General features: G+C 69.7%; 11 protein-coding genes. 5 read left to right on the top strand and 6 right to left on the bottom strand.

What is annotated here, in order from left to right:
- The first annotated feature begins 55 nt into the window (after positions 1-55).
- The 3 genes from ACFY36_RS48085 to ACFY36_RS48075 are packed head-to-tail and all read left to right on the top strand — an operon-like array spanning position 56 to position 2,620.
- The gene (locus tag ACFY36_RS48085) at positions 56-1,228 is read left to right on the top strand and encodes a sensor histidine kinase (protein ID WP_499752628.1); all 1,173 of its coding nucleotides are present in this window, start codon (positions 56-58) and stop codon (positions 1,226-1,228) included.
- Between the two features lie 14 nt (positions 1,229-1,242).
- Positions 1,243-1,881, top strand: a complete 639-nt coding sequence (locus tag ACFY36_RS48080; protein WP_499752627.1) for a response regulator — start codon at positions 1,243-1,245, stop codon at positions 1,879-1,881.
- 4 nt (positions 1,882-1,885) lie between these two features.
- Complete coding sequence (locus ACFY36_RS48075) at positions 1,886-2,620, top strand: PIG-L deacetylase family protein (RefSeq protein WP_499752626.1); 735 nt, start codon at positions 1,886-1,888, stop codon at positions 2,618-2,620.
- A 4-nt stretch (positions 2,621-2,624) separates the two neighbouring features.
- Here ACFY36_RS48075 and ACFY36_RS48070 read toward each other — a convergent pair whose 3' ends face one another.
- The 4 genes from ACFY36_RS48070 to ACFY36_RS48055 all read right to left on the bottom strand — a co-directional run bounded on the left by ACFY36_RS48070 (position 2,625) and on the right by ACFY36_RS48055 (position 7,136).
- A complete protein-coding gene (locus tag ACFY36_RS48070) occupies positions 2,625-2,816 on the bottom strand; it encodes a hypothetical protein (RefSeq protein WP_499752625.1) in 192 nt (63 codons plus the stop codon).
- Between the two features lie 79 nt (positions 2,817-2,895).
- Positions 2,896-4,842 carry an ABC transporter permease gene (locus tag ACFY36_RS48065; protein ID WP_499752624.1) on the bottom strand — a complete coding sequence of 649 codons (1,947 nt, stop codon included), beginning with the start codon at positions 4,840-4,842 and terminating at the stop codon, positions 2,896-2,898.
- Positions 4,839-6,254 (bottom strand): extracellular solute-binding protein, encoded by a 1,416-nt coding sequence (locus ACFY36_RS48060; RefSeq protein WP_499752623.1) that lies wholly within the window; start codon positions 6,252-6,254, stop codon positions 4,839-4,841. The genes ACFY36_RS48065 and ACFY36_RS48060 overlap by 4 nt, the downstream gene beginning before the upstream one ends.
- 114 nt (positions 6,255-6,368) lie before the next feature.
- On the bottom strand, positions 6,369-7,136 hold the full coding sequence (locus ACFY36_RS48055; protein ID WP_499752622.1) for an IclR family transcriptional regulator: 768 nt from the start codon (positions 7,134-7,136) through the stop codon (positions 6,369-6,371).
- 34 nt (positions 7,137-7,170) lie between these two features.
- On the opposite strand from ACFY36_RS48055, the gene ACFY36_RS48050 reads away from it, so the two are divergent.
- Both ACFY36_RS48050 and ACFY36_RS48045 read left to right on the top strand, forming a co-directional pair.
- Entirely contained in the window at positions 7,171-8,016 is an 846-nt protein-coding gene (locus ACFY36_RS48050; protein ID WP_499752621.1) for a fumarylacetoacetate hydrolase family protein, read from the top strand.
- 35 nt (positions 8,017-8,051) lie between these two features.
- Positions 8,052-8,759 (top strand): phosphatase PAP2 family protein, encoded by a 708-nt coding sequence (locus tag ACFY36_RS48045; protein ID WP_499752620.1) that lies wholly within the window; start codon positions 8,052-8,054, stop codon positions 8,757-8,759.
- Here ACFY36_RS48045 and ACFY36_RS48040 read toward each other — a convergent pair.
- Positions 8,756-10,231: a mannitol dehydrogenase family protein gene (locus ACFY36_RS48040; protein WP_499752619.1), complete on the bottom strand. Its 1,476-nt coding sequence runs from the start codon at positions 10,229-10,231 to the stop codon at positions 8,756-8,758. The two genes, ACFY36_RS48045 and ACFY36_RS48040, sit on opposite strands and share 4 nt — an antisense overlap.
- An 83-nt stretch (positions 10,232-10,314) precedes the next feature.
- The gene (locus ACFY36_RS48035; protein ID WP_499752618.1) at positions 10,315-11,121 is read right to left on the bottom strand and encodes a DUF2927 domain-containing protein; all 807 of its coding nucleotides are present in this window, start codon (positions 11,119-11,121) and stop codon (positions 10,315-10,317) included.
- Positions 11,122-11,540: the final 419 nt, after the last annotated feature.

The following is an 11,540-nucleotide window of genomic DNA, read 5'->3' as shown; positions in this document are numbered from 1 at the left end:
GGATCTGTCTTTCGGCCGATGAAGGCGCGCTCACCTGCAACTACGCTGGGTCACGATGCAGACGAACACGAACCGGTTGATCCTTCTCCGCCTCGGGCAGTTCCTGGCGCTGGCCGCCATGACCGTGCTGGGATTGTTCGACGTCGCGCAGGGGCTGCTGCGCGATTCGGAGCTCCTGGGCCTGCTCCAGGTGCTGCTGGCGATCGCCGCCGCGATCGTCTGGCTGCCCGCGCACAAGCAGGGGTCCACCGCTCTGCCGAAAGTCGCAGTCGCGCTCGGCCTGGCCTCACTGGTCATGACCCTGGCCGTGGTCTTCGGCTACCGCAACGACTACAGCTATCTGAGCTGGGGCCTGGCCGAGTCGACGGCGCTGCTGGGCGTGCTGTTCGTGCTGGCCCGGCGGGCCTCGCCGGGCTGGGCGGTGGCCGGCGTCATCGCGGTCGGCGCGGCGGTCAGCCTCCAGCCGCTGCGCGGCGGCCAGGGCGCCGAGTTCGTCATCTTCGGCCTGATCCAGGCCCTGGCCGGCGCGGCCGCCATCGGCGTCGGCATCTACCTGCGCATCCTGGAGAGCTCGCGGCAGCGGGCGGTCGACGCCGTACGGGCCGAGCAGCGCGCCGAGTTCGCCCGCGACCTGCACGACTTCATCGCCCACCACGTGACCGGCATCGTCGTGCAGGCGCAGGGCGCCCGGTTCATCGCCGAGCAGGACCCGAAACGCGTGCTGCTCGCCCTGGAACAGATCGAGGAGGCCGGGGCCGAGACGATGGCGTCGATGCGCCGCATGGTCGGCGTGCTGCGCGACCCCTCCTCCTCACCGGACGCGCCCCTGGCCCCGGTGGCCGGCCTGGGCGAGCTGCCGGTCCTGCTCGACCAGTTCAACTCGGCCGGCGGGGCGACCGCCCGCATCCACGTCGACGGCGACGCCGAGGGCCTGCCGGTGGAGGTGTCGACCTCGGCCTACCGGGTGGTGATGGAAGCCCTGACGAACGTCCGCCAGCACGCCCCCGCGGCTCAGGTGGCCGACATCTGGGTCCGCCGCACCCCCGACTGGCTGCTGGTGCGGGTGGCCAACGACGGCGTACCGGCGCGCGCCGCCACACCCCGGGACCGCCCGGGGTACGGTCTCGTGGGCCTCACCGAACGGGTCCGCGCGGTCGGCGGCCGGATCACCGCCGGTCCCGGCATCGAGGGCGGCTGGGTGGTCGACGCCGCCTTCCCCATTCCGTAAAGGCGGTTCTTCAGGTGATTCGCGTGCTTATCGCCGACGACCAGGCGATGGTCCGTACCGGTTTCGGCATGATCATCGGCGCCCAGCCCGACATGGAGGTCGTGGGCGAGGCCGCCGACGGCGTCGAGGCGGTGGCCCTGGCCCGCAAGCTCAAGCCGGACGTGGCGCTGTTCGACATCCGCATGCCGAAGATGGACGGCCTGGAGGCGCTGCGCCTGCTGGCCGGCCCCGGCGTCGCCGATCCCCTGCGCATCGTCGTGGTCACGACGTTCGACCTGGACGAATACGTCCACCAGGCGCTGCGCAACGGCGCCGCCGGCTTCCTGCTGAAGGACTCGGGACCGGCGCTGCTGATCGAGGCGGTCCGGGCCGCCGTGTCGGGCGACGCTCTGATCAGCCCGTCCATCACGGTACGGCTCCTGGAGCACCTGTCCGCCCCGGCCGCCGCCACCGACGAGGGCAACCTGTCCCCGCGCGAGCTGGAGGTGGTGAAGCTGACCGCCCGCGGCCTGACCAACGCCGAGATCGCCGCCCAGCTCTTCATCTCGGTCGGCACGGTGAAGACCCATCTCGGCAGCATCCACACCAAGCTGAACACCCGGAACCGCGTGGAGATCGCCGCCTGGGCCTGGGAGCGCCGGCTCGTAGGCTGAGGGCATGACCTCACCCGCCTCATTGCAGCCCGTCGACGAGTCCTGGCAGCGCGGCCTGGCCATCGTCGCCCACCCCGACGACCTCGAGTTCGGCACGGCGGCGGCCATCGCCCGCTGGACGGCACAGGGCAAGGACATCACGTACGTCCTGCTGACCAGCGGCGAAGCCGGCATCGACGGCATGGACCCGGCCGAGGCCGCCCCCGCCCGCGAACAGGAGCAGCGCGCCTCGGCCGCCATCGTCGGCGTCAAGGAGGTCGACTTCCTGGGCCTTCCCGACGGCGTGCTCGAGTACGGCGTACCCCTGCGCCGCGAGCTGGCCCGGGTGATCCGCACCCACCGCCCCGAGATCATCATCACGAACAACTTCCGGGAGAGCTGGGACGAGGCCGGACAGGCCCTGAACATGTCCGACCACATCGTCACCGGCCGCTCCGTCCTCGACGCGGCCCGCGACGCCGCCAACCGCTGGATCTTCCGCGACCAGGACCTGGAGAAGTGGTCGACCCGCCAGGTGTGGGCGGCCGGTTCCCCCCGCGCCACCCACGGCGTCGACACCACGGAGACGTTCGGCCTGGGCGTCCGCTCGCTGGAGGCCCACGCGGCCTACCTGAACGGCCTGACCTCGGGTTCCTTCGACGCCGAGGAGTTCCTGGAGGGCTTCTCCCGCCAGGCCGGCACCCGCCTGGGCGTCCGCTACGGCGCGTCCTTCGAGGTCTTCAACCTCGGTCTCCTGTAAAAGATCAGCCCCGGGCCATCGCCCGCAACGCCACATGCGTCAACTCCTCCGGCATCGGCAGCGGTCGGCGCGCGGTCACCAGCAGCGCCGAGCCGGGCGCGGCCGGGATCAGCGGCCGGCCGATGAACGGGCGGGATCGCCGGGACCTCATCGCCGCGGCGGGCGGCGAGGCTTCCGTGGCGGCGTACTGCGGCACGGCAACCCCCACCGAGCCGGCGAAAAGGGGTAAGCCGGCCAAATCGAAGAAGCCCAAGTCAACCGGGAAGGACTGAGCGTCAGCCCTTCACCGCGCCCGCGGTGAGGCCCTCGGTCAGGAAGCGCTGGCCGAAGGCGTACATCGCCACCACCGGAATGCTGACGAGCAGGGAGGCGGCGGCCAGCTGGCCCTGGGGGACGACGTCGCCGGCGATCATGGACTGCATGCCGACCGGGAGGGTCTTGTACTCGTCCTTTGTGATGAACACGAACGCGAACAGGAACTCGTTCCACGCGTTCGTCAGCGTGAACAGCGCCACCGCCAGCAACCCCGGCTTGGCCAGCGGTAGGACCACCCGGCCGAACGCCTGCACGCGGGAGCAGCCGTCGACCAGCGCCGCCTCCTCCAGGTCGGCCGGGATCGACGAGAAATAGCCGGCCAGCAGCCAGGTGGCGAAGGGAATGGTGAAGGTCGGGTACGTCACCACGAGCGACCACAACGAGTCCGTCAGCCTCGCGCCGATGAGCAGCTGGTACAGCGGGATGAACAACAGCGCGCCCGGCATCACGTACGTCAGCAGCACTGTCACCGTGAAACCCTGCGCACCCCGGAACCTCAGCCGGGCCAGCGCGTACCCGGCCAGCACGGCGCACACCAGCGCCACCACTGTGGACGCCGCCGACACCAGCAGCGTGTTGAGATACCAGCGCCCGAACGGCTGATTGGTGAACAGGGCCGTGAACTGCTCCAGGCTCCACGGCGCCGGCCACAGGTCGTTGACCCTCGTGACCACCTGCCCCTCGGTCTTGAACGCGGTCACGGCGATCCAGTACATCGGGCCCAGCACGAAGACCAGCAGCCCGGCCAGCCCCAGACCCGACACCGCCGGCGAAGCTCGCCGGCGGCCCGCGATCACCCGGCCGATGGCCGTGGCGATCAGCAGGATCACCGCGAGGATCACCGCCGCCTTCCAGAAGATCCCGGGTGAGGCCCAGGCCAGCAGGACGGTGAACGCCGCGGCGAGGCCCCACGGCAGCGCCCTGCTTGTGGTCAGCGGCTCACGGTCCTCGCGCAGGAGCCGGACCAGGAAGAACACCAGCGCCGCGATCACCGGCAGCATGACCAGGGTGACCGCCGCCCCGGCGCCGTACTGCAGTTGCAGGATCGCCTTGGAATACGCGACGAGCACGTACGGCGCGGTGACGTCGCCCGGCCCGCCCTGCGTCAGCAGCCAGACGAGGTCGAAGTTGTTGAACGTCCAGATCGACGACAGGGTCACCGTCACGGTGATCACGTGGCGCAGGCCGGGCAGCGTCACGTGGGCGAACCGCTGCCAGGCCGACGCGCCGTCGATGGTCGCGGCCTCGTACTGGTCGGCCGGGATGGCCTTCAGACCGGCCAGGAAGCAGACGGTGAAGAACGGCACGCCCTTCCACACGTTGACCAGGATCACCGACGGCATGGCCAGCGACGGGTCGGACAGCCAGCCCGCCGGCCAGCCGTCGACCAGATGCACATCGGCCAGCAACGGCCCGATCCCCGAGGCCGTGAGCAGGGTGTTGACGCTGCCGAAGATGGCGTCGAGCAGCGACCGCCAGCTGAACGCCGTCACCACCGTGGGCACCACCCACGGCACCAGCAGGAGCCCGGTCAGCACGGCCTTTCCGCGGCGCAGGTTGTGCAGCAGCAGGGCCGCGGCCAGACCCAGGACGACCTTGAAGATCTCGGCGTACGCCGTGAAGACGAACGAGTTCACCACTCCCGTACGGAACTGGTCGTCACCGGCCAGGGCGAGGTAGTTGGCCAGGCCGACGAACACGTTGCCGGCACCGTGCCGTTCCGTGGTGCTGGTGATCACCGATTTGGCGATCGGCAGCAGCACGAGCACCCCGACCAGCACGGCCGTGGGAGCCAGGAACACGATCGCCAGCCGCCAATCGCGGCCCAGCCGCCGCTGGGTCGTCGTGAGGGAGCCGGGCCCCGGCGGCTTCTTCACCGGGGCCGGCGCCGGCCGTACGGCTGTCACTGGGGCAGCCCCTGCTGCGCGAAGATCTGCACCATCTTCGCGTGGGCCGCCGTCACGGCCTGCGCGGGCGGCGTTCCCTGCACGACCTCCTGCATCATGTCGGTGAGGACGTACGCCGCGACCACCGCCTGCTGCCCGGCGCTGGCCTTCTGCGGGAACTTCAGGCCGTTCTTCGTGGTCAACGGCAGCGGCTGCTGCGACATCGCGCGCACCATGGGGAACGCCGGGTCGCCGCCGCTGAAGTACGGGTCGGCGTCCCAGACCTTCTCCCAGGCCGGCATCACCAGGCCGGGCGCCTCCTTGGCCACGCCGACCAGCGCGGGCGCGCTGACCAGGTACTGCGCCAGGAGCTTGGCCAGCGGAGCGTTCTTGGCGCCCTTGAAGACCACGAAACCCTGCGACTGCCCGAGCAGCAGCGACTTGTCCGTCGCCGGTCCGACGCAGTCGGAGAAGACATGCGTGTTGCCGTACACCGGATTCTTCTTGGTCTTGGAGTCCGCGTAGATGCTGAAGCTGTTGCGGGTGTAGCCGAGGACGCCGGCCAGCCAGTTCTCGTTGTTGCTGGTGTCGGTCCAGCTGGCCACGCCCGGCGGCAGCATCGGCTTGTACTGGGGATTGGTGTAGATGTCGCCCAGGAAGGTCACCGCCCGCACGGTCTCCGGCGAGTCGAAGGTGACCTTCCGGCCGTCGTTGGCGGCGATCGCCCCACCGTAGGAGTTGATCAGCGCCTCGATCATGCCGTTGCCGTCGCCGGACCGGTTCACCGACATGCCCCAGCCGAACCGCCGCTTGCCCGGATCGGAGATGGCCAGGCACAGGTCGCGCAGTTCCTCCCAGGAGTAGACGTCCTTGGGCGCGATGCCCTTTTCCTGCATCCAGTCCTTGCGCAGGAACGAGCCGATCCCGATGAAGTGGTACGGGATCGCGTACCACTTGCCGTCGAAGACGCAGAAGTTCTTGGCCTCGGCGCAGGGTTCGCCGTACTTGGCCGTCAGCGCCTCGACGACGTCGGTCACGTCCTCCAGGTCGCCGAGCGCGTGGAACTGCGCGATGAACCGGGAGTCGGTCATGAAGGCCAGGTCGCGGGCCACGCCACCCTTCACCTCGGCGTCGATCTTGGCGACGACGTCGCCCGCGTCGGCCTGGACGAGACTGTTCTCGATCTTCGAGCCGGTGGCGTCGGCGAACTTCCTGATCGAGCTGTCGAGTGCTTCGTTGGCCGCCGTCGAGTACAGCTTCTGCGACAGCAGCCCCATCGAGGTGCCCTTCATCGACGCCGCGGCGTCGAGCAGTTCCTTCGGAACGTCCGGTTGCACGCTCGTGGACGACGTCGAGGTGCCGCCGCACGCGGCCAGCCCGGCCGCGCCGAGCACCCCCACCCCCATCCCCAGAAATTCGCGCCTGGTCCGCATGGAAAAGTCACCATCCCTCGTTGTTCGAAATCTCGAACCGTGGTTCGATATTTCGTATGGAGTGGACGCGACGCTAGAACAGGAGCGTGAAAAGTGTCAATGTTTCGATGTCGGCTATCGAGGTTGCCGCGGATATCCCATGCGCGCGGACAGCCTGGCCGCCCCGTCCTGGACCAGCGCAGTCCACTCCCCGTGCGCCTCGGGGGTCCAGCGGATGATCGGCGCGGAGACGCTCATGGCCGCGATGACGGCGCCGGAGTGGTCCCGGACGCCCGCGGCGACGCAGCGCATGGCGCCGTCGGACTCGCCGACGTCGACGGCGACGCCCGCGGCCCGCACCTGGTCGAGATGGTCCCGCAGGCGGTCCGGGTCGGTGATGCTGTCCGGCGTCATGCCCGGCAGCTCCCCCTTGAGGACGGCGTCCAGGGCCACCCGGTCGAGCGCCGACAGCAGCACCTTGCCGACCGCCGTGCAGTGCGCCGGCAGCCGCAGGCCGACACCGGAGACCATCCGGACCGGGTGCGTGCTGTCGACCTTGACGAGGTAGACGACATCCGCTCCGTCGAGCACCGCCACGTGGACCGCCTCGTTGCACACGGCGGCCACCTCCCTCGTCACGTTCCGCGCCTCGTGCACCAGGTCGAGCCGGCCCGCGAAGGCCGCGCCGAGCTGGAACAGGGGCAGGCCGAGCCGGTACTCCACCGGCTGACCGGGCACGGCGATCAGGTACGAACGGTCGACGAGCGTGACGAGCAGCTCGTGGACAGTGGTACGCGGCAGGTCGAGCCGCTCCATCACCTCGCGGGCTGACAGCTGCGGGCGGTCCAGGAACAGTTCGAGGATGTCGAGCGCACGGCTGACCGCCGGTACCACACGAGGCATCTGAAGAGAGTATCTCCGCACTTAGGATGGGTGAATGTCGATCTCCATGTACCGCCTGCGTGACGGCCACGGGACGCGCTGGGCGGTGCGCTCGGGCGACGGATGGCGCGAGCTCGGCGGCACGCTGGCCGGGCTGCTCGCCCTCCCCCTCGACCAGGCCCGGGCCTCGGTCGAGGCCGCGGCGGCCCACGGCGACGCCGGCGCCATGCCCGGCGAGGAGGTGCTCGCTCCGGTCGACGAGCAGGAGGTGTGGGCGGCCGGGGTCACGTACAAGCGCAGTCGCGACGGGCGCAAGGAGGAGTCCGGCCACGGCTCCCTCTACGACGATGTCTACGACAGCGACCGCCCCGAGCTCTTCTTCAAGTCGAGCCCGTGGCGGATCGTCGGGGACGGCGACGCCGTCGCGATCCGCCGCGACTCCGGCTGGGACGTCCCCGAGGCCGAGGTCGGGCTGATCCTCAACGCGGCCGGCGAGATCTTCGGCTACACGTTGGGCAACGACATGAGCAGCCGGTCGATCGAGGGCGACAACCCCCTCTACCTCCCGCAGGCGAAGATCTACGACCGCTCCTGCGCCCTGGGCCCGGCCATCGTGCCGAGCTGGGCGATCCCGCCGGGCCCGTTCGAGATCGGCCTCCAGGTCCGGCGCGAAGGCCGCGAGGTGTACGCCGCGACGACCACGACGGCGGCCATGGCGCGCGGCTTCGACGACCTGTCGGCCTGGCTGTTCCGGGCGCTCACTTTCCCCACCGGGGTGGTCCTGCTGACCGGAACCGGCATCGTGCCGGACGCCGACTTCACCACGTGTCCCGGCGACACGATCGAAATGACCTCCCCGGCCCTCGGCACCCTCACCAACCACGTGATCGCCGTCGGCTGATTGACGCGCCGCCCGTTCGGGTAAAACACCGCGCCATGCCCCCCGAGACATCGAGCTGGGCCGCCTGGATCGGGCAGGTGGCCAAGCGGATCCTGTTGCCTGTCAGCGTGCTCTTCGGCGTCATGGTCGTCCTCGGCCTGCTCGTCACCAAGGTCTGGACGCACGACTGGCCGTTCACCGCCGAGGACACCGTCAACCGGGACTTCGCCGCGCACCGGGATCCGATCCTCAACAACGTCTCGGAGTTCTTCAGCCTGCTCGGCAGCACACCGGTCGTCGTCGGCATCACCGCGGCGGTGGCCATCGGCCTGCGGCTCACCACGCACCGCTGGCGGGAGCCGCTCTTCCTCTGCGCCGCCGTCAGCGCCCAGGCCCTGGTCTTCCTCTTCACCACGCTCGTCATCGACCGGCAGCGGCCGGCCGTGCAGCATCTGGACGACTCGCCGCCCACCTCGAGCTTCCCGTCCGGGCACACGTCGGCCGCCGTCGCCCTCTACGTCGGCCTGGCTGTGCTGCTCAGCGTCATGCTCAAGAGGACCTGGGCCAAGCGCCTGGCCTGGCTTCTCGTGCTCGTCCCGCTGCTGGTCGCCACCGCGCGGCTCTACCGCGGCATGCACCACCCCACCGACGTGACCGCCTCCTTCTTCAACGGCGTCACGTGCGTGGTCATCATGTTCCGCGCCATCCTCGACCGGGCGGTGCGCTGGGCCCGCCCGGTCACGGCCAAACCGGTGGCGGCCTAGAGCGCGCCGGCCATGAGGGCTTCCAGCGTCGCTTTCGCTCCGCGGGTGTTCAGGCTGTTCAGGACCGAGGTGTACGCCGCCACGAAGCGCTCGTTGTCGGCCAGGTCCCCGAACAACTCGCGGTTCTGGATGAACGCCAGCGGCTCCGGCCGCCGGGCCAGCGACACGAGCTGATCGCGCAGCCGGTCGACCACCTCGATCGGCTGCCCGTGCTCGTCCACCCCGGTCGCGTAGCGGGCCCAGGACGCCACCACCGCCGTCGACAGCAGGATGTCGCCGCCATGGGCCAGATTGTGGCGGATCACCGGCAGCAGCCATTTCGGGATGCGGTCCGAGCTCTCCGCGCACAGCCGCGCCACCGTGTCCTTCACCTGCGCGTTGGAGAACCGGTCGATCAGCTGGTGCTGATATTCGCGCAGGTCGACCCCCGGCACCGGCTCCAGGGTCGGGGTCGCCTCCCGCTCCATGTACGCCAGCAGGAACTGCGCGAACACCGGATCCCGCGTCACGTCGTGCACGAGCCGATAGCCCGACAGATATCCGAAGTAGCACAGCGCCTGATGCGAGGCGTTCAGAAGACGCAACTTCATCAGCTCGTACGGCTCGACGTCGGCCACGACCTGAACGCCGGCGTCCTCGAAGGGCGGCCGCCCCGCGGAGAACTTGTCCTCGAGCGCCCACTGCGTGAACGGCTCGCACACCACCGGCCAGCCGTCCTCGACCCCGAAGTGCTTGCGCACCTCGTCCCGGTCGTCGTCGGTGGTCACCGGCGTGATCCGGTCGACCATGCTGTTCGGGAACTGCACGTTCTCCTCGACGTACGAGGCCAGCGCCGGATCCCGCAACTTCGCGTACGACACGAAGCTCCGCCGCGCCGCGTCCCCGTTGCCCTGAATGTTGTCGCAGCTCATGATCGTGAACGGCGCCACCCCACGCTGCCGGCGGCGCTCGATGGCCGCCGTGATCAGCCCGAACGTCGTCCGCGGCTCCCCCGGCAGCGCCAGATCGTGTTGAACGTCCGGATTGTCGGCCATGAACTCGCCCGTGACGGCGTTGAAGTTGTACCCGCCCTCGGTGACCGTCAGCGAGACGATCCGCACCTCGGGCTGCGTCATCTTCTCGATCACCGCGTCCGGCGAGTCCGGAGCGAACAGATATTCCTTGATCGACCCGACGACCCGGGCGTCCAGCGTCCCGTCCGGCGCCTTCACCACCAGCGTATAAAGGCAGTCCTGAGCGTCGAGCACCTGCTGCATGCGCCGGTCGGCCGGCATCACCCCCACCCCGCAGATCGCCCAGTCGAAGGCGGTCTGGGCACTCATCAGCCGATCCAGGTACATGGCCTGGTGGGCGCGATGGAATCCACCGACTCCGAAGTGCACGATCCCGGTACGCAGCCGCGACCGGTCGTAGTTCGGCACGGCCACCCCCGCGGGCAGCGACGTCAGGTTGGCTTCAGTGAGGGGCAGCATGAGGTGTCCTCCCAGCGGCGGTTCAGGGATCACCTCAGCATCGCACCGCAACCCGAAGAACACCGGCCCAGGGCGCAAAACCTCTACTTCACCGTCACCGTCTGCTTGATCACGTCCTTGCCGTCCCCCGGCCGCACCACACCCCCGTACATCAGCGCGACGAGTTCCTTGTCCAGCGCCGAATACCGCGTCGGCGTGGTGCCGTAGTCCTGGTAGAAGACGCTGTCCGGATATTTGGCGGACTGGTTCGACAGACCCATGGCCCCGGTCAGGCCCATCCGGATCAGATGGCAACGATCCCTCTCGCTGATACCGGACGACCGAACGAACACGTTGGCGCTGGTGATCTCGTGTTTGCCCGACCAGTACAGGTAGTAGAACCCGTCGTTCCCCGGCTCATAGTGCGGCTCGAGGACGCGGAACTTCGACCCGGACCCGAAGAAAAGCTCGATGTCGGGCGCACCCGATACGACCTTCAGATCCGTCCGCGCCGTGAGCCCGTTGAAGTCGGCGATCACCTGGTTCAGGCAACTCCGGCTCTTCGCCGAAGCGCCCCGAACCCGAACAGTGACCACCGGCTTGTCCCACATGGTGATGACCTGGTCGTTGTCCCCCAGATCGGCCCCGAAAGCAACCTCGAGAAAGTAGGCAAGCCCCGCCTTGCTGATGCTGGCCTTGACCGGAGCGACAACAACGTCAGGCGACGGCGCGACCACAGGCGCGGACGCCCTCATCCGAGCCGAATAGTCATCCCCCGGCCTCCCGCAGCCACTCACCACACCGGCGACCAGCAATATGGACCCCACGAGACGCAGTACCCCACCACCGAAGCCACTCATCGAACGCCCTCCCGGAGCCTTCACGCGCAGCCCCCGCAGCGTCGCGCCCAAGATCGTACGACGCCCACTCCCCCGGCGGATGCCCCGGTTCAGACCCCCGCAAGGGCACCACGTGGCCGGCGCTCCGGGTCATCAGCGCCGCACTGGCCCGGCCAGCCGCCCTTGTCCAATCCGGCCCAGCCTGGCCCAGTCCACACCGCCCAACTCGCATGGGCCACGCCACGGCCAGACCCGGCCAGGACGGCGGCAGGAAAGGACGGCGCGGCCGGGCGGCGGGACGGGTGCGGGCGAGCGGGACCGAGTGCGGGCGAGCGGGACCGAGTGCGGGCGAGCGGGATCGGGCGGCGCGGCCGAGCGGGGTCGAGCGGCGCGGGCGAGCGGCGCGGGCGAGCGGCGCGGGCGAGCGGCGCGGGCGAGCGGCGCGGGCGAGCGGCGCGGGCGAGCGGCGCGGGCGAGCGGCGCGGGCGAGC

Origin of the sequence: Actinoplanes sp. NPDC000266, from assembly GCF_042899005.1 — a bacterium.
Classification (GTDB): domain Bacteria; phylum Actinomycetota; class Actinomycetes; order Mycobacteriales; family Micromonosporaceae; genus Actinoplanes.
The sequence above is the reverse complement of the archived record's forward strand: the minus strand, read 5'-3'. Positions and strand labels throughout refer to the sequence as shown.

What these genes read in the sequence shown, in the direction of transcription:
- ACFY36_RS48085 (WP_499752628.1), top strand. Translation starts at nt 56, where the DNA reads ATGCAGACGAACACGAACCGGTTGATCCTTCTCCGCCTCGGGCAGTTC.
- ACFY36_RS48055 (WP_499752622.1), bottom strand. Translation starts at nt 7,136, where the DNA reads ATGCCTCGTGTGGTACCGGCGGTCAGCCGTGCGCTCGACATCCTCGAA.
- ACFY36_RS48075 (WP_499752626.1), top strand. Translation starts at nt 1,886, where the DNA reads ATGACCTCACCCGCCTCATTGCAGCCCGTCGACGAGTCCTGGCAGCGC.
- ACFY36_RS48060 (WP_499752623.1), bottom strand. Translation starts at nt 6,254, where the DNA reads ATGCGGACCAGGCGCGAATTTCTGGGGATGGGGGTGGGGGTGCTCGGC.
- ACFY36_RS48050 (WP_499752621.1), top strand. Translation starts at nt 7,171, where the DNA reads ATGTCGATCTCCATGTACCGCCTGCGTGACGGCCACGGGACGCGCTGG.
- ACFY36_RS48040 (WP_499752619.1), bottom strand. Translation starts at nt 10,231, where the DNA reads ATGCTGCCCCTCACTGAAGCCAACCTGACGTCGCTGCCCGCGGGGGTG.
- ACFY36_RS48045 (WP_499752620.1), top strand. Translation starts at nt 8,052, where the DNA reads ATGCCCCCCGAGACATCGAGCTGGGCCGCCTGGATCGGGCAGGTGGCC.